The 20,061-nt window shown below is 65.8% G+C and carries 14 protein-coding genes; 2 read left to right on the top strand and 12 right to left on the bottom strand.

Annotation, left to right across the window (positions count from 1 at the left end; all coding sequences use genetic code 11):
• Window positions 1-60 precede the first annotated feature (60 nt).
• The 10 genes from QB898_RS10445 to dapA all read right to left on the bottom strand — a co-directional run bounded on the left by QB898_RS10445 (window position 61) and on the right by dapA (window position 14,450).
• On the bottom strand, window positions 61-3,261 hold the full coding sequence (locus QB898_RS10445; RefSeq protein ID WP_279524907.1) for an efflux RND transporter permease subunit: 3,201 nt from the start codon (window positions 3,259-3,261) through the stop codon (window positions 61-63).
• 179 nt (window positions 3,262-3,440) lie between these two features.
• The gene (locus tag QB898_RS10450) at window positions 3,441-6,632 is read right to left on the bottom strand and encodes an efflux RND transporter permease subunit (protein ID WP_279524908.1); all 3,192 of its coding nucleotides are present in this window, start codon (window positions 6,630-6,632) and stop codon (window positions 3,441-3,443) included.
• On the bottom strand, window positions 6,629-7,165 hold the full coding sequence (locus tag QB898_RS10455) for a hypothetical protein (protein ID WP_279524909.1): 537 nt from the start codon (window positions 7,163-7,165) through the stop codon (window positions 6,629-6,631). The genes QB898_RS10450 and QB898_RS10455 overlap by 4 nt, the downstream gene beginning before the upstream one ends.
• 68 nt (window positions 7,166-7,233) lie before the next feature.
• Window positions 7,234-7,773, bottom strand: a complete 540-nt coding sequence (locus QB898_RS10460) for a hypothetical protein (protein ID WP_279524910.1) — start codon at window positions 7,771-7,773, stop codon at window positions 7,234-7,236.
• Window positions 7,774-7,832: 59 nt separating this feature from the next.
• A complete protein-coding gene (locus QB898_RS10465; RefSeq protein WP_279524911.1) occupies window positions 7,833-8,042 on the bottom strand; it encodes a hypothetical protein in 210 nt (69 codons plus the stop codon).
• Entirely contained in the window at window positions 8,042-8,554 is a 513-nt protein-coding gene (locus QB898_RS10470) for a hypothetical protein (RefSeq protein ID WP_279524912.1), read from the bottom strand. Before QB898_RS10470 ends, QB898_RS10465 begins: the two co-directional genes overlap by 1 nt.
• A 36-nt stretch (window positions 8,555-8,590) precedes the next feature.
• On the bottom strand, window positions 8,591-9,871 hold the full coding sequence (locus QB898_RS10475; protein ID WP_279524913.1) for an efflux RND transporter periplasmic adaptor subunit: 1,281 nt from the start codon (window positions 9,869-9,871) through the stop codon (window positions 8,591-8,593).
• Between the two features lie 172 nt (window positions 9,872-10,043).
• On the bottom strand, window positions 10,044-11,714 hold the full coding sequence (locus QB898_RS10480; protein ID WP_279524914.1) for a YncE family protein: 1,671 nt from the start codon (window positions 11,712-11,714) through the stop codon (window positions 10,044-10,046).
• A 635-nt stretch (window positions 11,715-12,349) separates the two neighbouring features.
• Window positions 12,350-13,477 (bottom strand): NlpB/DapX family lipoprotein, encoded by a 1,128-nt coding sequence (bamC, locus tag QB898_RS10485; protein WP_279524915.1) that lies wholly within the window; start codon window positions 13,475-13,477, stop codon window positions 12,350-12,352.
• An 85-nt stretch (window positions 13,478-13,562) separates the two neighbouring features.
• Entirely contained in the window at window positions 13,563-14,450 is an 888-nt protein-coding gene (dapA, locus tag QB898_RS10490; protein ID WP_279524916.1) for a 4-hydroxy-tetrahydrodipicolinate synthase, read from the bottom strand.
• Window positions 14,451-14,874: 424 nt separating this feature from the next.
• Here dapA and QB898_RS10495 point away from each other — a divergent pair, with 424 nt between their 5' ends.
• Together QB898_RS10495 and QB898_RS10500 are read left to right on the top strand one after the other, a co-directional pair.
• A complete protein-coding gene (locus QB898_RS10495; RefSeq protein WP_279524917.1) occupies window positions 14,875-16,881 on the top strand; it encodes a TonB-dependent copper receptor in 2,007 nt (668 codons plus the stop codon).
• 448 nt (window positions 16,882-17,329) lie between these two features.
• On the top strand, window positions 17,330-18,781 hold the full coding sequence (locus QB898_RS10500) for a phosphomannomutase/phosphoglucomutase (protein WP_279524918.1): 1,452 nt from the start codon (window positions 17,330-17,332) through the stop codon (window positions 18,779-18,781).
• 104 nt (window positions 18,782-18,885) lie between these two features.
• Here QB898_RS10500 and QB898_RS10505 read toward each other — a convergent pair whose 3' ends face one another.
• On the bottom strand, window positions 18,886-19,644 hold the full coding sequence (locus QB898_RS10505; protein ID WP_279524919.1) for a PoNe immunity protein domain-containing protein: 759 nt from the start codon (window positions 19,642-19,644) through the stop codon (window positions 18,886-18,888).
• Window positions 19,645-19,673: 29 nt separating this feature from the next.
• Window positions 19,674-19,934 carry a hypothetical protein gene (locus tag QB898_RS10510; RefSeq protein ID WP_279524920.1) on the bottom strand — a complete coding sequence of 87 codons (261 nt, stop codon included), beginning with the start codon at window positions 19,932-19,934 and terminating at the stop codon, window positions 19,674-19,676.
• Between the last annotated feature and the right edge of the window lie 127 nt (window positions 19,935-20,061).

Here is a 20,061-nt window from a genome sequence, read left to right on the forward strand (position 1 = left end):
CGCTTTCGAAAAGTCAATGATGGTTGCGCATCGCTCTTGCCCGAATCTTTTGTCCAGCAATTAATTGCAGGCGTCCGGCTTTTTGCGCCCCGCCGCGCGCTGGCGCAGCCCGTCCAGCAGCACGTAGATGGCGGGGGTGGTGAGCAAGGTCATGAACTGGCTGGCGAGCAGGCCGCCGATGATGGTCACGCCCAGGGGCTGGCGCAGTTCGGCCCCCTGGCCAAAGCCAATGGCCAGCGGCAGCGCGCCCAGGCCGGCGGCCAGCGTGGTCATGAGGATGGGGCGCAGGCGCTTGAGGCAGGCTTCGCGCACGGCGCTGCGCGCGTCCAGGCCCCGCTCGCGTTCGGCGCTCAGGGCAAAGTCGATGACGAGGATGGCGTTTTTCTTGACGATGCCAATGAGCAGGAACACGCCAATGAGGGCCATGATGGTGAATTCCATCTTCATGGCCAAAAGCGCCAGCACGGCCCCGAAGCCCGCGCTGGGCAAGGTGGTGAGCACGGTCAGCGGGTGAACCAGGCTCTCGTACAGGATGCCCAGCACGAGGTAGATGACGACGACGGCGGCAATGACGAGCCACATTTGCTCGCTTTGCTGCTGCTGCATTTGCGCGGCGTTGCCCGCGAACTGGCCGCGCACGCTGTCTGGCATGCCGATGGCGTTTTCGGCTTCGCGCACGGCTTCTTGCGCGGCTTGCAGGCTGACGCCGTCGGCCAGGTTGAAAGAGAGGGTGGATGACAGCTCGCCGCCGTCGTGCTGCACGCTGGTGGGCACGGCGCGCTCGGCGTAGCTGGCAAACGAGGTCAGGGGCACGAGGGTGCGGGCGCTGGTGGACAGGCTCTGGCCGGTGGAGGCGTCGCGCAGGCCGGGGTTGGCCGGTGCGCTGGCGCTGGCGCTGAAGCTGGAGGGCACGCGCACGTCTTGCAGGGCCAGGGGTGACTGGGCCAGGCGCGGCAGCCATTCCATGACGATGGCGTACTGGTTCAGGTCGGCATACAAGGTGGCGATTTGCCGCTGGCCAAAGGCGTTGTAGAGCGCGGCATTGAGGGCGCTGCTGCTCACGCCGTATTGCGTGGCGCGGTCGCGATGGACGGTGATGAACGTTTCCACGCCGTTGTCGCTCTGGCTTTCGTCCACGTCGGTCAGGCGCGGGTCGGTCTTGAGCTGCGCGGCGAGCTTGAGCGTCCACTCGCGCAGGCTGGCGGCGCTGTCGCTCTTGAGCACGTAGAGCGTGCCGGAATTGCTGCTGCGCGCGCTCATGCGCACTTCCTGCTCCAGGTTCATGAACACGCTCAGGCCCGTGATTTGCGCCAGCTGCGGGCGCAGGCGGTTGATGACGGCGCGCGAGCTTTCAGGCGCTTGGCTGGCGGGCTTGAGCGCGGCGGCCAGAAAGCCGCCGCCAGCGCGCCCGCCGCCGGAAAAGGCCACCACGTCGCCCACGGCGGGGTCGGCGCGCACGATGTCCACGGCCTGCTGAATCTTGTCGGCCAGCAGGCTGGAGGAGATGCTCTGGTCGGCCCGCATGTGGCCCTGCATCTGGCGGCTGTCTTGCTCCGGAAAGAAGCCGCGCGCCATGTGCGCAAACAGCCAGCCGCTCATGCCGATGACGGCTGCAAGCGCCAGCACCGCCAGCCAGGGCGCGGCCAGCGCGCCGTCAAGCGCCTTCAGGTAGGCGGCCACGGCGGCGCCCGTCACGCGCTGGCGCAGGCGGCCCAGCAGGCTCTGGCGCTGCGGCGCTGCGGCGGGCCGCGCCAGGCTGCGCGGCAGCAGCGCGGCGCACATCATGGGCGTGGTGGTGAGCGAAACGAGCAGCGAGATGAGCACGGCGATCGAGAGCGTGACGGCGAACTCCCTGAACATCAGCCCGATAAAGCCGCTCATGAACAGCAGCGGAATGAACACCGCAATGAGCGAGGCGCTGATGGTCAGCACCGTAAAGCCCACTTCGCGCGCGCCGCGCAGCGCGGCCTGGCGGCGCGGCATGCCTTCTTCCAGATGGCGCGAGATGTTTTCCAGCACCACGATGGCGTCGTCCACCACGAAGCCCGTGGCCACCGTCAGCGCCATCAGCGTCAGATAGTTCAGCGAATAGCCCAGCACGTGCATCGCGCCGAAAGTGCCCAGCAGCGACACCACCGTGGCCGCCGCCGGAATCAGCGCCGCGCGCAGATTGCGCAGAAAAAGCCCCACCACGCCCACCACCAGCAGCACGGCCAGCGCCAGCGTCAGCTCCACTTCATGCACCGACGAGCGGATGGTGGCCGTGCGGTCGTTGGCCACGTTCAGCGCAATATCGCCCGGCAGCTGCGCGCGCAGCTGCGGCAGCAGGGCGTGAATGGCGTCAGCCGTGGCAATCAGGTTGGCCCCCGGCTCCTGCGTGATGGAGACGATGATGGCCGCCTGCCCGTTGAACATGCCGCGCGTGCGCGTGTTCTGCACGCTGTCGCTCACCTGCGCCACGTCAGACAGGCGCACCCCGGCGCCATTGCGCACGGCCACGATCAGATCGCGCCAGTCGGCCGCCTTCAGCCCCGGCGCGGGCGTGACGATTTGCAGCGCCCGCCCTTGCGCAGCGCCGCTGCCTTCGCCTGCGTCCGTTTCCAGCACGCCCTTGGGCCGGTTGGCCGTGCCCGCCTGAATGGCGGCGCGCACATCCTCGCTGCTCATGCCCAGCGCATCCAGCGCGAAAGGGTTGAGCGCCACCCGCACCGCCGGCAGCGAGCCGCCGCCCAGCTCCACATCGCCCACGCCCGGCACCTGTAGCAAGCGCTGGCTCACCAGGTTGCTCACCACGTCGTAAATCTGCCCCGGCGAGCGCGTGGCCGAAGACAGCGCCAGGATCATGAACGGCTGCGCCGACGGATTGCGCTTGCGCCAGGCGGGCATGGCGCGCAGCGTGGCCGGCAAATCGGCCCGCGCGGCATTGATGGCCGCCTGCACATCGCGCGCGGCGCTGTCGATATCGCGCGACTGCTCGAACATCAGCGTCACCCGCGTGCTGCCCGGCTCGCTGCTGGAGGTCATCTCCGTCACCCCCGCAATCACGCCCAGCGTGCGCTCCAGCGGCGTGGCCACCGTGCGCGCCATGTCCGCCGGCGAAGCCCCCGCCAGACTGGCCGAAACCGTGATCACCGGCTGATTCACATTCGGCAGCCGCGCCACCGGCAGCACAAAGTAAGCCGCCAGCCCCGCCAGCGCCAGCCCCAGCGTGAGCAGCGTGGTGGCGATGGGCCGCGTGATGAAGGGGCGCGAGAGGTTCATGCCGCGCCCCTCATGCCGCTGGCCGGATGTCCAGAGCCTGTTTGCCGCCTGGCCGCAGGCAAGGGCCTGAATCCCTCATGAATTCGCTCCTTGTTCTATAGCATGAGGTCCCCGTAAAACGTGCGGCATATGCCTTTTTACGGGTGCAGATTCGCTCCTTTTATTGATGTAAACGGCGCTCATGCGGGGGCCTTCTCGCCGGGTTCGTCTTCCGGCTTGCCAGCGCGGGCGCGGCCCAGGCGGTCAAAGCAGAGGTAGATGACGGGGGTGGTAAAGAGCGTGAGCAGCTGCGAGAGCACAAGGCCGCCGAAGATGGCCAGGCCCAGCGGGCGGCGCAGTTCGGCGCCGTCGCCCCAGCCCAGCATCAGCGGCAAGGCGGCGGCCAGGGCGGCCAGCGTGGTCATGAGGATGGGGCGAAAGCGCAGCAGCGCGGCCTGGTAGATGGCCTGCGCGGCAGGCAGCCCCTGGGTGCGTTCGGCGTCGATGGCGAAGTCGATCATCATGATGGCGTTCTTCTTGACGATGCCGATGAGCAGGATGAGGCCGATGATGCCCACCACGTCGAGCGCGTGGCCCGTGGCCCACAGCGCCAGCAGCGCGCCCACGCCCGCCGAGGGCAGCGTGGAGAGGATGGTGAGCGGGTGTACGTAGCTTTCATACAGCACGCCCAGCACGATGTAGACGCACACCAGCGCGGCGGCAATGAGCCACAGCTGCCCTTGCAGCGATTGCTGCCAGGCCCCGGCCGCGCCGGTAAAGCGCAGGGTGAGGGCGGCGGGCAGGCCCGCTGCGCTGGCGGCCTGGCGGATGGCCTGCACGGCCGCGCCCAGGCTGGCGCCGGGGGCCACGTCAAAACCGACGGTGGCCGCCGGGTACTGGCCCACGCGGGTGATTTGCAGGGCGGCGGGCGCTTCGGTGATGGCGGCGATGCTGCCCAGGGGCACGCTGGCGCCGCTGCTGGTTTTGACGGGCAGCTCTTGCAGCGCCTGCAAGCTGGCGCCGCCTGCCGCGCCTGAAGCAGACGGGCCAAAAGCGGGCGGGCGCGCCGCGTCGAGGATGACGCGGTACTGGTTGGTTTCCGTGAAGATGGTGGAGACGATGCGCTGGCCAAAGGCGTTGTAGAGCGCGTTGTCGATGCTGCTGGCCGTCACGCCCAGGCGCGAGGCGGTTTCGCGGTCAGTCTGCACTTGCGCGGCCAGCCCTTGCGCGCCGGCGCTGGTGGTGGCGTGGCGCACTTCGGGCACGGTTTGCAAGGCTTGCGCCAGGCGCTGCGCCCATTCATTGACGAGGGCGGTGTCTGCGCCTTCGAGGTCAAAGCGGTATTCGGTGGGGCCGGTGGCGCTGTCCACCGTCAAATCCTGCGTGGGTTGCAAATAGAGCGTGGCGCCGGGCACTTGCGCGGCCACGGCCTGGCGCAGGCGCTGCATGATGGCCACTTCGCTGTCGCCAAAGAGGGTGCGCGGGCGCAGGTTGATAGTCAGCCGCCCCTCGCTCAAGGCGGTGTTGTTGGCCCCGTCCACGCCGGCCACGGCGCTGACGGACTGCACGGCCTGATCGGCCAGCGCCACGCGCGCGGCGGCCTGCTGCAAAAGCGCCATGCGGGCAAAGGAGGCGTCGCTGGCCGCCTGCACGCGCCCCATGAGCTGCCCGCTGCTTTGCGTGGGGAACAGGCCCTTGGGGATGACCACGTAGAGCAGCGCCGTGAGCGCCACCGTGCCCAGCGCGGCCAGCAGCGTGAGCGTCTGGCGCGCCAGCACGGCTTGCAGGGCGCGGCCGTAGGCGGCCACGGTGGCGTGCAGCGCGCGCTGCATGGCGCGGCCCAGGCGGCCCGCGCCTTCTTGCAGCGGCTCCAGCCAGCGCGCGCACATCATGGGCGTGAGCGTGAGCGAGACCACGGCGGAGATGAGGATGGTGATGGCCAGCGTGACCGCGAATTCGCGAAACAGCCGCCCGATCACTTCCTGCATGAACAGCAGCGGAATAAGCACCGCCACCAGCGAGATGGTGAGCGAGACGATGGTGAAGCCGATTTGCCCCGCCCCTTGCAGCGCGGCCTGCATGGGCGGCTTGCCCATTTCGCGGTGGCGGGCGATGTTTTCGATCATCACGATGGCGTCGTCCACCACAAAGCCCGTGGCAATGGTCAGCGCCATCAGGCTCAGGTTGTTAAGCGAGTAGCCCAGCAGGTACATCACGCCCAGGCTGCCCAGCAGCGAAATGGGCACGGCCACGCTGGCAATCACCGTGGCGCGCGCGCTGTGCAGAAAGCCAAAGATGACCAGCACCACCATCGCCACCGCCAGCGCCAGCTCCATTTGCACGTGCGCCACCGAGGCGCGGATGCCCAGCGTGCGGTCGGCCAGCACGGCCACCTGCACGCTGCCCGGCAGGCTTTGCGCCAGCTCGGGCAGCCGGGCCTTGATGGCGTCGGCCGTGGCAATCACGTTTGCGCCCGGCTGGCGCTGCACGTCCACGATGATGGCGGGCGACAGCGGCAGGGCCGCCGCCCCGCTGCCCGCATGGGCGGCCTCATCCGCCTGGATGGCGGCCCAGGCCCCCAGGCGGTCGTTTTCGGCGCCGTCCGTCACCTCGGCCACGTCTTTCAGGCGCACGGGCGCGCCGTTTTTGTAGGCCACGATCAGCTCGCGGTAGTCGTCGGCAGAAACGAGCTGGTCATTGGCATTGATGGTGTAGCTGCGCGCGGGGCCGTCAAAACTGCCCTTGGCCCCGCTGGCATTGCCCGCGCTGATGGCCGACGAAATCGCATCCAGCCCCAGCCCCATGCCCGCCAGCGCCTGCGCGTTGCCCCGCACCCGCACGGCCGGGCGCTGGCCGCCAGCCAGCGTCACCAGCCCCACGCCGCTGATCTGGCTGATCTTCAGCGCCAGCCGCGTGTTCACCATGTCCTGCACCTGGGGCAGCGGCAGGCTGCCGGAAGTGATGGCCAGCGAAAGAATCGGCGCGTCTGCCGGATTCACCTTCGCATACACCGGCGGCGCGGGCAAATCCGCCGGCAGCAGCGCGCTGGCCGCGTTGATGGCCGCCTGCACCTGCTGCTCGGCCGAATCCATGGACTGCGACAGCGCAAATTGCAGCGTGATCTGCGACACCCCCGCCGCGCTCGTGCTGGCCATGCGCGCCAGGCCCGACATCTGCCCCAGCTGCCGCTCCAGCGGCGCCGTCACCGTGCGGCTCATCACGTCAGGGCTGGCCCCCGGATACAGCGCGCGCACCTGAATCGTCGGGTAGTCCACCTGCGGCAGCGCCGCCAGCGGCAAAAAGCGCCAGCCCAGCAGCCCCGCCAGCACGATGGCCAGCATGAACAGCCCCGTGGCCACCGGCCTTTGAATGAAAGGGCGCGAAACGTTCATCTTGCTGATTTCTCCTGCATGGAGCGGCCCTCGCGCCCGGCTCCAAACCATTCAGCCAGCTCCACCGACACAAAGGCCCACGGCAGCAGCACGCCAGCGGGCCACAGCGCGCGGTGCTGCCACACCGCCTTCACCGGCCAGCCCAGCGCGCCCGCCGCCGCCAGCGCCAGCGCCAGCAGCAAAAAAAACGCCCCCGCCACGCCCGCCGTCTCAAACAGCCCGTCATAGGCCGCTGGCACGGCGCCCCGGCCCTGCGCCGCCCGCCACGCCCGCCGCACGGCCAGCGGCAGCGCCACCAGCGCCAGCGCCAGCCCGGCCAGGCCCGGCAGCGCCGTCCACGCCGCCGAAAACGAAAACATCCACGCCGCCGCCGCCAGCGCCTGCCACTGCCCCAGCAAGGGCGGCCAGCTGGCCGCCAGCACCAGCGCCGCCAGCAGCGCCGCCGCGCCCGGCCAGGCCGCGCCCAGCCAGCACGCGCACCACGACAGTTTTTTCAGCCCGTCATCCACGCGCGCATGCATCCGCGCATGCATGCGCGCCGCTGCGCGCTCCCGCGACAAACCTATCCGCATTTCAGACTGCATTTCAGCCGCCCGCGCCATCAGCCGCCCTTTTGGGCATGATTTTCAGGGGCGTTTTTCTTGCCAGCCCGCATTTCAGCCCGGTGCTGCCTGAAACTGGCCCATTCGCTCAATATGAAACTCCAGGGCAGCAGCACGCCCGCAAGCACGAAAAACCAGCCCAGCGGGAAAACATCTTCCAGATTTTCCAGCTCCAAATACGGCAACCATTCAAAAACAAAAAGCATGGCGAAAATCAAAATGCCCGCCATGCCTGCCCATTGCAAACCGCCCCGGTAAACGGCAGGCGTCATTTCACGCCGCGCCGCCATTTGCCACAGCCGGTGCAGCACGGCGCACACCAGCAGCGCTGAAAGCAAAAAAAGCATCCACCCACACAGCCATTCAAAAAAAGAAAAAGAAGCCAGCCCCAGCGGCTCCAGAAGCATTCGATGAATGAAACCGAACAAACCGATATGGACGATGGCGGGAAAGATCAGGAACGGCATCAGCGCGGATTCCGCATCCGACAAAAACGGCCACGCCGGATGAAACATGGAACGCGCCAAAGTCAGCAGCAAAATCAGGGGCAGCGGCAGGCCCGCGAAAATGAAAATGAGCCACCACGATATTTTTCTGATCATGCCGCCCGCTCCCACTGAAGCCCGGCAAGCCATTTTTTCGCTCCTCGATTCATAGCAAGATGTCCTAGAAGAATGTGCGGTGGACAGCTTTTCAGATAGCCTGGATTTGCTCTTTCTTTTGAAGCAACCCCGTCTGCCTGCGGCGGGCTGATCGCCTTGTTTTTGCGTGCGTTCGGCGGCGCATCCTGAAAATCATTTCCGGCCATTATCTTTCTGGGCGCATGGCGCGCGCCTTGCGGCGTTTTCCCGCCCGGTGCTGCATGAAACTCTTGATTTCCGTCAGCCCAAAACTCGTGGGCACCAAATAGGGCGTGGGAATCAGCAGCATGGCGGCTGGCACGCCAGAGCCTGCCCGTAAAACGATGGTCACAATGATTCCCAGAACAAAAGCCGCAATGAGAAACGCCCCCGCCATGCCCAGCCATTGCGCCAGCCCGTTATAGGCCGCCGGCACACCTTTTTCCCGGCCCGAAAGTATGAGCCACACGCGATGCGCCGGAAAAACAGCCAACAGCAGATTCAGAAGAAAAAGCGCCACGAGCATCGTGCCGAATCTGCCAGGCATCATTTTCGCCAGAAACTCTGGAAGCGGATATGGAAAAGCCATAGCCTCTTGCCATATATTTGAATCTGTCATCAATATGCGGCTGATTGAAATAAAACTCCACGGGACGCTCACCAGAAGCGGTATCCCATAAAACAAAACAAAAACCACCACGATATTTTTCTGATCATTTTCAAGCCTCCTTTCCTGTCAAACCGCTGGCGGCTGGCCCTGCGCGCCGCGCCCGCGCCGCTGACTGCGCCCTTCGCCGCCTGCCCCAGGGGCGGCTTGCGGCTGCGCCTGGCCCTGAAGCTGCACGGGCTGGCCGTCGCGCACGCGGTCGCCGCCTTCGGTCACGACGCGCTCGCCCGCTTGCAGGCCCTTTTCAATCAGCACGGCCTCGGCCGAGGCCATGCCGGGCGTGACGGCGCGCGTGTGCGCCACGCCCGCCTCATCCACCACATACACATAGTGCCCTTCGGGGCCGGTGCGCACGGCGGTCACGGGAATCAGCACGCCTTCGCGCTCGCCCAGTTGCAGGCGCACGTTCACAAACTGGTTCGGAAAAAGGCTTGCGCCCTCGTTGCTGAAACGGGCCTTGGCGCGCGCAGAACCCGTGGCGGCGTCAATCTGGTTGTCCAGCGTGGCAAAGCGCCCTTCGGCCAGGACGTGCGCGCGGGCGCGGTCCAGCGCCGTCACGGGCAGCGCCTGCCCGGCCTGCTGCGCGGCCAGCACGGCGGGCACGTGGTCTTGCGGCACGGAAAAAAGCACGTCCATCGGATGCATCTGCGTGAGCGTGGCCAGGGCCGTGGCGCTGGAAACAAGGTTGCCCGCGTCCACCGCCCGCAAGCCCATGCGCCCCGTGATGGGCGCAGTGATGCGCGTGTGGCCCAGGTTGATCTGCGCCGTCTCCACGGCGGCGGCGGCGGCCTGCGCGGCCGCTTGCAGCTGCTGAACTTGCGCGGCCTGCGTATCCAGCTCCTGGCGGGCGATGGAGTCTTGCTTCCACAGTGTTTCGTAGCGCTTGAGCGTCACTTGCGCGGCCTGCAATTGCGCCTGCTGCTGCGCGCGCTGCGCCTTGGCCTGCGCCAGCGCCTGCTCGAAAGGGCGCGGGTCAATGCGGGCGAGCAAATCGCCCTTTTTCACCATCTGCCCTTCTTCAAACAGCACCTCGGTCAGCACGCCAGACACCTGCGGCGCCAGCGTCACACTGGCCAGCGGCGTGGCCGTGCCCAGCGCCTGCACCTGCACCGCCAGCTTGCCCTGCCGCGCCAGCGCCGTGCCCACCGTGACCCGGCTGCGCCCGCCGCCGCCCGGCCCGCCCGGGCCAAACCCCTGCGTGGATGCCTGCGGGCCAGCCTGCGCGCGCTCCACCAGCCACCAGCCCAGCGCCGCCAGCGCGGCCAGCAGCGCCAGCACCCCCAGCGCCCCCCGCCAGCGGGCAGGCCGTGCAGAGGCGGAGGTGGCTTCGGGCAGAGAGGGTGAAGTCATGGCAAAAGCGGAAACAGTTGAAGGCCAGTTGGAAACCGGAAAATTTTTGATTCTGCTTGTCACCATCAGCCGCGCCAGTCAAAGCCTGATGAAGCTTTGTAAAGCTCTTTCAGGCCATCCCGGCTGCGGCAGGCGGCCCGGGCCATTGGAGTCAGGGCCCGGGTGCCTTCCGTCAGCGGCCCAGCCAGCTGGGCAGGCCGGCGATGTAGTCGTCGGCGTTGCCGCCAGCGCCGAAGTCGCTGGTGAAGATGATGCGGCTCAGATCACGCGAGGCGCTGGCTTGCGGCTCGAAGAAGTAGGGCACGGGGTAGCGCGCCAGGCGGGTGTGCGTCACATTCAGCTTGCGGCCGCCCGCTTTCAGCTCGGCCAGCCAGACTTTGCGCATGGGCGCGCGCAGCTCGGCGGCGGGCCTGGTTTGGTCATAGCCGCTGTAGTCCTGATAGGTGGAGATGACGACCCAGCCCGGTTTGTCGAAGGCCTGCCCGCTGATGTGCAGCGCGTAGCTTTCGCCCGGCTGCGGGTAGAGCGCTTCGATGTCGATGGATTGCAGCGTGTCCATGTCCACGGCGCGGATGCGGCCGGCCTGGTAATCGGCGAACACGTAGTAATCCTGCCGGGCGGGGCCGTAGGCCAGATCGGAGTGTTCGGAGGTGGTGTGCAAACGCTTGGGCGCGCCGGAAAAGTCGCGCGCATAGGCGTAGGTGCCTGCGCCGGTGTCGCCGCTGTTTTCGGCAGGCCAGGAGGGCACGACGTATTTGCCGCTGGGCGAGATGCTGACGTGATCGGGCGCTGCGCCGGGTTTGGGAAACCGGGAGGCTGGCAGCGTGCCGATGATTTTGCGGGCCACCAGGTCCACGGTCATCAGCCCGTGCATGGTGGTCTGCCGGGTGGCGCTGTCATAGGACGAAACCATCAGCGCCAGGTAGCGGCCATCGGCGCTGGCCGTGCCTTCGTTGTGCGTCCAGTACTGGGTGGCCTGCGGCCAGGGCGAGCCGGTGGCGGGCTGGGTGAAGTCAAACACGGTTTCGGTGGCGTCCGTGTTCACGTCATACAGCCACCAGGCGCTGCCGCCGTTGTTGCTGGTCATGTAGAGCTTGCCGGGATCAGTGGGGTGCCAGATGGGATCGGCTTCGCCCAGCAGCCTGGGCAGCTGCCTGATTTTTTGCAGGGTTTTGGCGTCGTACAGGTGCCAGTAGCTCTTGCTGTCTCGCACCAGATAGCGCGTGCTGTCGGCATTGAACGCCTGCTTGCGGCTGTAGGCGTGACGCACGAAAGTGCTGCCGCTGCTGCCTTCGCTGGCGTCCGTGGCGCGGTAGATGCGCGTGCCGTAGGCCGGGTCAAGCGTGGCCTGCGCCAGGGTCTGCGCCCGCGCGGGCCGCGCCAGCGGCGCAATGGCATCCGCTGACAAGGCTTTGAGCTGGAAGTTGCTGGCGTAGAGGGCGTCAAAAGGATTGGCTGCGGCAGGCGCGGGAGTGGAAGTGGGCGTCGGGGTGGGCGTTGCCGTTGGGGTGGGCGTTGCCGTCGGAGTGGGCGTTGCCGTCGGGGTGGGCGTTGCCGTCGGAGTGGGCGTTGCCGTTGGGGTGGGCGTTGCCGTTGGGGTGGGCGTTGCCGTTGGAGTGGGCGTTGCCGTTGGAGTGGGTGTTGCCGTCGGGGTAGGAGCGGGTCTGGGCGTCACCGTAGGGGTTGGCGCAGGCGGCGCCGGTGTGGGTGCAGGCGTGGGAATGGACGTTGGCGCGGGCGGCGTGGGCGCGCCAGGGGTTTCATCATCGCCGCCGCCGCAGGCGGCCAGGCTGGCCGCAGCGGCCAGAGCGATCAAGCGTTGCGCAAGCAGGGGGATGGACATGGCATTTCTCCTATGGCCACGAATGGACACGCATTGTCACGTAGGTGTCGCAGTGTGAAAAGCGCCATAAGCCGGTTTGCTGCCGCCGCCGCAAATGGCAGGCCGCTGCATGCAAGCATTTCGTTCGCGTGCCAAACGCGCCCGGAGGAGCTGGGCCGCCGTTTGGTTCAATCCATGGCCCGTTTTCCCGGCTTCAAGCACAAACCTGCCCCGGGTGCCTGCTCACGGTCTGGCCCAGGGGCCAAAGCGCAGCGCAGCTCTCTGCTTGCAGGGTGCCAGAAACAGGAGCAAATTCAAGCAGGCAAAAATGCCACTCCGCGCAATATCCACTAGGACCTATTGCTACGGATTCGGGAGCTAAAAGTAATTGCTTTTGAAGCTCTCGATACCCGTTCGCAGTCCTGGCCATGGGGGGCGAATCAGGATGCCTGCAAGGCGCAAACCGCAGACGAGCTTTTGCAGCCCAATTGCGATCTGGTGAGGAGTGGCAACGCCGCAGGCCGCCCTGGCGCGCATTGGCTCCTCACAGCCAGGTGTTGAACAAGCACTGAAAAAACCAAAACCGCAGGCGGCGCTTGTGTCCGGCTGCGGTTTTGGGTTTCCGGCGGCGCGCTTTGGGTTGCGCGCGCCGGGGCTTAGCGGGTTTCGGCAGCGATCAGTTTCAGCAGTTTTTCCGCCGTGGCTGCGTCCAGCGGCGCGCCGCTTTCGCTTAAGGCGCGCACGAAGCTGCTGCCGCCCTGCTCCTGAATGATGAGCTGGTATTGGGTGGTGGGAATGGCGGCGGCGGAGCGGTTGAGGATGCGGTCCAGCCAGCCTTGTTTGGGGCGGGGCGCGTCAGGCTCGGCGTAGCGCACGTAGTAGGCGCCTTTGCTGCGGTCGCGGTCTTCCACGGTGAAGCCCGCGCGGTCGAGCGCCAGGCCGATGGCGCGCCAGGCGCGGTCGAAGTTCTCGCCCACCTGGATGACGGGCTGGCCGCCCGCCTGGGTGAGCGCGGCCAGGGCCGGGCCGCTGCTGGCGGCCTGCGCTTCTTGCGCCTGGGCGGCGGCTTTGGCGGCCTGCGCCTGCTCTTGCGTGGCGCCCAGGCGGAGCATGAGGCGGCGCAGGAATTCGGTTTCCAGCTCCACGTCGCTGGCGCGGGGCTGCCAGACGGTGCTGTCTTTGTGGCTGCTGTTGTAAACCTCTTCCATGCCCCGGTGGGTCACGTAAATGTCGGTGCCGCCGCTGGCGTTGCGCTCCATGCGGGTGCGAAAGCGGTCGCGCTCGCCGGTGGAGTAGAGGCTGTCGAATACCTTGCCGATGGTGGAGCGGATGATGTCTTGCGGCAGTTTGGCGCGGTTTTCGGCCCAGTCGGTTTCCATGATGCCGAGTTCGGGCTGGTCGATGGTGAGCAAAAAGCCGTTGTCTTGCCAGAACTGGCGCACGGGCTGCCACAGCTCGCTGGCGGGGCGGCCCACGCTGATCCAGCGTTCATTGCCGTTGCGGTGGTATTGCACGTCGGCCACTTGCTCGGTGGCGGCGGGCGTGCCGGCAGCGCGCGCGGCGCGCTGGCCGGCCTGGTAGCCGCTGGCGGTGACGGCGCCGTCGGGCGCGGCGTAGCGGGAGGCGTCTGTCAGCTGCGTCAGGTCGGGCGGCACTTCCAGCGAGACGCCTTTGCCCGCGCTTTTGTAGTCAATCTTGTCCGACTCCAGCACCGAGCAGGCGCTCAAGGCCAGGGTTGCGGCAGCGGCCAGCGCGGCCGCGCGGATGTGTTTTGCATGCTTCACTGTGCGAATTCCTTCAAGGCAAAAAAGGGCCAGCGCGAAGCTGGCGTTAGATGTGAATTGAGGGCCTCTGCCCGGGAGTCTGCTTTCAAAGCAGCCCGCTGTCTTTGAGGGCCTGCTCTACCTTGGCCTGGCTGGCGGGCGTCAAAGGGGTGAGGGGCAGGCGCAAGGCGCCGCCGCAGCGGCCCAGGCGCGACAAGGCCCATTTGACGGGAATGGGGTTGGCTTCCACAAACAGGTTGCGGTGCAGGGGCATGAGGCGGCGTTGCAGCTGCATGGCCCCCTTTGTGTCGCCCGCGATGGCGGCCATGCACAGCTCGTGCATCAGGCGCGGGGCCACGTTGGCCGTGACGCTCACGTTGCCCTGGCCGCCGCAGAGCATCAGCGCCACGGCGGTGGGGTCATCGCCCGAATAGACGCCAAAGCCTGCGGGCGCTTCGCGGATGAGCCACTGCGCCCGGTCGATGTTGCCGGTGGCTTCCTTGATGCCGATGATGCCCGGCACCTGTGCCAGCCGCAGCACGGTTTCGTGTTGCAAATCGGCCACGGTGCGGCCCGGCACGTTGTAGAGCAGCACGGGCAGATCGCCGCCCGTCACGTCGGCGATGGCGCGAAAGTGCGCGTAGATGCCTTCTTGCGTGGGCTTGTTGTAGTAAGGCACGACTTGCAGCTGGCAGTTGGCGCCCACTTCGCGCGCGTAGCGGGCCAGGGTGATGGCCTCGGCGGTGGAGTTGGCCCCGCAGCCGGCCATGACGGGCACGCGGCCGGCCACGTGCTCGACCGTCACGCGGATGATTTCCTTTTGCTCATCGACGGTGACCGTGGGCGACTCGCCCGTGGTGCCGACCACGCTGATGCAGTCCGTGCCTTCGGCCACGTGCCAGTCAATCAGCTTGCGCAGCGCAGCGAAATCAACGCTGCCGTCTTCATGCATGGGCGTGACCAGCGCCACGATGCTGCCTTGGATGGGTTTCATGTCTCTATCTCGGCCAGGGCCTGAAAAGCGAAAGCGGGCATTCTAGAGAAACCGGCCCGGGCGCTTGCGCTGCTCTCCGGCGGGCCGCTGCTCTGCGAAGGCGCATTTTTAGCTCCTGCATTCATAGCATGATGTCCTGGTGGAATGTGCGCGAATGCCGTTTTCCTGCCCCTTCAATTTGCTCCTTCTTTTGATTTGACTCGCATGCCGCCGGCAGGCACGCCCCGCGCTTGAGCTGCGCCGGGCGGCAGACGGCCTGGAGTTTCGCCCCGCCCCGCTTGTGCGCTTGCCGTCTCGCGCTTGCCGCCTGACCAGAGTTCCCGCCTTTGACCAAAGTCAAGGGCTGCGCATGCCTGCCGGGTAAACGGCTTCATACAATTTTTGATACAGGGGTCTTGTTTTATGTACATGAAGGAAATATGCGATGAAGTACCGCATTCGTCATTCACTTGTTGCGCCGTGGGCCGTGTTGCCGCTGGCGCTGGCCGTCAGCGCGGCCTGGGCCGCCGATGCCTCGCAGGCTGAAAAGCAAAAGCGCGCACAAGCCAACGAGCCTGCGCCCGCGCTGGGCACGGTGGTGGTCACCGGCACAGTGCCCCGCCAGCCGGATGCCGTGCGCATCGACCCCAAGGCCGCTTTGCAGCCGCTGCCCGCCAGCGACGGCGCCAGCTTGCTCAAGGGCACGCCGGGGCTGAACGTCATCCGCAAGGGCGGCAGCTCGGGCGATCCGCTGCTGCGCGGCCTGGGCGGCTCGCGCCTGAACGTGCTGGCTGATGACATGTTCATCTACGGCGGCTGCGGCAACCGCATGGATCCGCCCACGGCCTACATCTTCCCGGCGGCGTTTGACGAAGTCGTCATCACCAAAGGCCCGCAAAGCGTCACCCAGGGCATGGGGCTGGTGGCTGGCGGCGTGCGCTTCGTGCGCCAGCCGCCCACGCCCAGCGAAACCACGCGTGCCGAAGTCAATGCCGCCGCCACGGCGGGCAGCTTTGGCCGTTTTGATCTCTTTGGCGATGCCACCATCACCGGCCGCATGTTCTTCGTGCGCGCCAACGCCACGCACAACAAATCCGACAACTACAAAGACGGCAGCGGGCAGGAAGTCAATTCCCACTTCAAGCGCAACAGCCAGATGCTGCAAGCGGGCCTCATGCCCACGCGCGACACGCGCCTGAGCGTCACCTACGAGCGCAGCCGGGGCGAAGCCGCCTATGCCGACCGCATGATGGACGGCCCCAAGTTCGACCGCGACGCCTGGAGCGTGCAAGGCGTGCACCAGAACATCACTCCCTGGTTCAAGGAAGCCGAGCTGCGCTTTGGCAGCGGCACCATCGACCACGTGATGGACAACTTCAGCATGCGCCCCGTCAATCGCATGATGGGCCTGCGGCTGCGCAACCCCAAGCGCACCGTGCGCACCGCCCACCTCAAAACCACCATGGAATGGGGCAACCTGAACGTGCAGGCCGGGCTGGACTGGAGCCGCGACCGGCACCGCTTGCGCACGGATGCCGATTACCTGGTCAAACCCTTCATGCCCACGCAAAGCTTCCGCCAGGCGGGCGCGTTTGCCGAGGCTGCCTGGAAGCGCACGCCCGAGCAAAAACTCGTGGCCGGCCTGCGGCACGACCGCGTGCGCGCCGTCTTTGAACGCCAGCCCGCCGCCAGCCCCACGAAAAACCAGACCTACAAGCTCACCTCCGCCTTTGGCCGCTGGGAGCAGGTTTTTGGCAACGCCACCTGGTACGCGGGTCTGGGCCTGGCCGAGCGCTCGCCCGACTTCTGGGAGCGCAACCGCAGCAGCACCCTCAAGCCTGAGAAAAACCGCCAGATTGACGCTGGCGTGATCTACCGCCAGGGCGGCGTGCAGGCGTCCGTTTCGCTCTTTGCCAGCAGCGTCAAAGACTTCATCCTGGTCGACACCAACCCCGGCGCGGCAGCGGCCCGCAACATCGACGCGCGCCGCTACGGCGGCGAAGCCGAAGTGAAGTGGCGCCTGCTGCCCACGCTGGAAGCCGGCGCCAGCCTGGCCTACACCCGTGGCACCAACCGCAGCGACCACCGCCCGCTGGGCCAGACCCCGCCGCTGGAGCTGAAGACATCGCTCAACTGGGACAACGGCGTCTGGAGCGCCGGCGCGCTCTGGCGCGTGGCCGCCAAGCAAAACCGCTACGCCATCGGGCAGGGCAACATCATTGGGCAAGACCTCGGCCCCACCCCCGGCTTTGGCGTGTTTTCCATCAACGGCGGCTGGCGCATCAACCGCAACGTCACCCTGCAAGCAGGCGTGGACAACGTGTTTGACAAAACCTACGCCGAATCCATCAGCCGCCCAGGCTCCCACATCGACCCCTCCTTGGGCGTGCGCACCATGCGCGTGAACGAACCGGGCCGCCAGTTCTGGCTGCGCGTGCAGGCGCAGTTCTGAACCTTCGGCTGGCCGCAAAAGGCGCAGAAGACGCAAAAGCGGGCCGGAAAACACGCCAGCGCGGGCAACGCGGACCATCCCAAACCGCTTTCCCGCCCTTGCAGCCAGGCTGTATGACCTGGCTTTTGAAAAGCAGGCTTCGCGGCCTGCTTTTTTCATGCGCCCGCGCCATTCGCAAGGCCTGCGCCCCGGCCGCCGCAGGCCCGTTTATCATCAAAAAAAAGAGCGAATTATCGGTACCTAAAAACCCATCCAGCGCAAGTTTCACTAGGACCTAACGCTATAGAACAAGGAGCGAAAGCAAACATCGCCAGCCCCTTGCGGCATGGCAACGCGAAGAGCAAGGCTCACGCCTTGCCGCGCCCCGGCCGCGCCGCTGGCGAATGGCCTGCGCGCCCGCCCTGCACCGCTCCTCTCGCTTCTACCCCCATTCCTACAATCGCCGCCCATGCAAATCACCCCCTCCATCTTCAAGGCTTACGACATACGCGGCGCCACGCCCGCCACCCTGAACGAAAGCGTGGCGCTGGCGCTGGGCCGCGCCTTTGGCACGCATGCCATCGCGCAAGGCCAGCGCATGGTTGCCGTGGGGCGCGACGGGCGGCTTTCCGGCCCCGCGCTGGCCGCCGCGCTCACGCGCGGGCTGGCGGAAGCGGGCGTCGAAGTCATCGACATCGGCATGTGCACCACGCCCATGCTCTACTTTGCCGCCAGCACGCTGTGCCAAAGCGGCATTCAGGTCACGGGCAGCCACAACCCGCGCGATGACAACGGCTTCAAGATGGTGCTGGCGGGCCGCGCCATTTACGGCGAAGAAATCCAGCAGCTGCGCCGCATCATGGAAGAAGAAAGCTGGCAGCTTCAGAAAGGCGGCAGCGTGCGCCAGCATGACGTGCTGCCCGCCTACCGCGAGTGCATCGTGGGCGACATTCACCTGGCGCGCCCGGCTGCCACATCAGGCCAAAGCGCAAGCGCCGGGCTGTGCCAGATCAAGCAAGCCATGACGCGCCCCTTGAAAATCGTGGTGGACTGCGGCAACGGCGTTGCCGGCGCATCGGCCCCCGGCATCCTGCGCGCCATCGGCTGCGAAGTCATCGAGCTGTTCACCGAAGTGGATGGCCGCTTTCCCAACCACCACCCCGACCCCAGCAAGCCCGAAAACCTGCGCGACATCCTCCGCGCCCTGCAAGAAACCGATGCCGAGCTGGGCCTGGCCTTTGACGGCGACGGCGACCGCCTGGGCATCGTCACCCAGGACGGGCAAACCATCTTCCCCGACCGGCAGCTCATGCTCTTTGCGCAAGACGTGCTCACCCGCGCGCCCGGCGGGCACATCGTGTTCGACGTGAAATGCAGCCAGCGCCTGGCCCCGGCCATCGAAGCGGCGGGCGGCGTGCCGGTGATGCACCAAACCGGCCACTCGCTCATCAAGGCCCGCATGAAAGAGCTGAACGCCCCGCTGGGCGGCGAAATGAGCGGCCACATCTTCTTCAAAGAGCGCTGGTACGGCTTTGACGACGGCACCTACGCCGCCTGCCGCCTGCTTGAAATCCTCAGCCGCCACGTCAACCCCAGTGCCGTGCTCAACGCCCTGCCCAGCAGCCACAGCACGCCCGAGCTGAACGTGCGCTGCGCCGAAGGCGAGCCGCACCGCCTGGCCGCCGAGCTGCAACAACTGGCCCCCGCCGCCTTCGCCGCCCCCGCGCGCATCAGCACCATTGACGGCCTGCGCGTGGACTGGCCCGACGGCTTCGGCCTCATCCGCGCCAGCAACACCACCCCCATGCTCGTGCTGCGCTTTGAAGGCCAAACCCCGCAAGCGCTGGAACGCATCCGCGCCGCCATGCTCGCGCTGCTGCACCGCGTCAAACCCGATGCCAACGCAGGCGAAGGACATTGAAGCTGCCTGAAACCTGACTGCCGCAAAAAGCCGGATGAATGCGGCGTTATTTCCAGGTTATTTCCAATACGGTGGCGTTTCTTGCTCTCTCGCGCCTGATGCAATCAAGGCGCGGCCTGCCGCGCCGCATCCACCAAATCAGCCGGGTAATACGCGCTTTTTCTCAAGGCCGCATCTGGAATATCCAGCAGCATGACCGCCAGGGCAATGTCAAAGCACCAGTAGCCAAAATAAGCGCCCTCGGCCCCTTTCAGACTGTTGGACCAGTAAATGGGCGAGATTTTCTTTTTCCAGCTGGCGGCGTATTCCCGCAACCGCGCTTCACGCTGATCAGCCGCCGAGCGCCAGACTTCCAGCAGCGGCGCATAGACCCTCGGAAACGCGCATTCGCTGGCTACAGGGCGGTTCACATCGCCCAGCGCGCGGGCCGCCTCGTCTATCAGTGCATCTTTGCCCGCGTGACCTATCGCACTCAATAACCGATGCGTTTCTTCTGGAGTAAAGCGCAAGGCTGCGCTGAAGGCCATCATGGTCAATGCGTCATAAACGGTATCCAGCGTTACTCGTGTGTATTGCTCGCATATTTTTTTGAATTCGGCAGGCGTGTTGGCTATGACGCGTTGCTGGATTTCCTTGGTCTGCATCCATAAAAACACATGCTGGCGAATGTCTTCCAGACTGTCGCTCCGGCTAAACCGGTATATGCAGCCGATGAACGCATCATGTACAAGCGTATATGCCCGGCCAACACGCCCCTTGACATTCGGAAACGTTTCAACATCCAGACGTTTTGCTATGGCAGCATCATTCAGAGCGATATGCTCATCAAAATAGGCTTTATCCTTGTTGTTGTCTCGGATCATGGTCTCCCTGGACTGAACCTTGGAAAAAATCAGTATCCCCCGAAAGGGCCATAAACGACATCGCCATCATTCATTCGTTTCATGAATTCTTTCTGGTCCGGCATTTCGCCCGCATAGATTCCCCATTGTTCCTTGACATGAATATCCCAGTCACTTGCCTCAAGCATCGCGATAGGCGTCAATATCTCGACGGGATAGAGGCCATCGGATATCAGCTTTTTCAGTACCCTTTTGACAGCCTCCTCGTAATTGGCCGATGCAGCATAGTAACTGGCGTAGGCATCGCTCATGCTGTCCGGCATAATGGAGTTTTCCATTCTCTGGACATGAACCCGAATGATAAATACATGACCCATCTTCTGAATCTCAAAAATCTTCCTTTTTGTGATGCAATCGCTCCACTATTGCCTGAGCCAG

Source organism: Ottowia cancrivicina (assembly GCF_029813755.1).
GTDB lineage: Bacteria > Pseudomonadota > Gammaproteobacteria > Burkholderiales > Burkholderiaceae_C > Ottowia > Ottowia massiliensis.

Coding starts and splice junctions, on each gene's coding strand:
- QB898_RS10445 (WP_279524907.1), bottom strand. CDS start 3,261: ATGAACCTCTCGCGCCCCTTCATCACGCGGCCCATCGCCACCACGCTG.
- QB898_RS10450 (WP_279524908.1), bottom strand. CDS start 6,632: ATGAACGTTTCGCGCCCTTTCATTCAAAGGCCGGTGGCCACGGGGCTG.
- QB898_RS10455 (WP_279524909.1), bottom strand. CDS start 7,165: ATGCATGCGCGGATGCATGCGCGCGTGGATGACGGGCTGAAAAAACTG.
- QB898_RS10465 (WP_279524911.1), bottom strand. CDS start 8,042: ATGGCCGGAAATGATTTTCAGGATGCGCCGCCGAACGCACGCAAAAAC.
- QB898_RS10475 (WP_279524913.1), bottom strand. CDS start 9,871: ATGACTTCACCCTCTCTGCCCGAAGCCACCTCCGCCTCTGCACGGCCT.
- QB898_RS10480 (WP_279524914.1), bottom strand. CDS start 11,714: ATGTCCATCCCCCTGCTTGCGCAACGCTTGATCGCTCTGGCCGCTGCG.
- dapA (WP_279524916.1), bottom strand. CDS start 14,450: ATGAAACCCATCCAAGGCAGCATCGTGGCGCTGGTCACGCCCATGCAT.
- QB898_RS10495 (WP_279524917.1), top strand. CDS start 14,875: ATGAAGTACCGCATTCGTCATTCACTTGTTGCGCCGTGGGCCGTGTTG.
- QB898_RS10500 (WP_279524918.1), top strand. CDS start 17,330: ATGCAAATCACCCCCTCCATCTTCAAGGCTTACGACATACGCGGCGCC.
- QB898_RS10505 (WP_279524919.1), bottom strand. CDS start 19,644: ATGATCCGAGACAACAACAAGGATAAAGCCTATTTTGATGAGCATATC.
- QB898_RS10510 (WP_279524920.1), bottom strand. CDS start 19,934: ATGAGCGATGCCTACGCCAGTTACTATGCTGCATCGGCCAATTACGAG.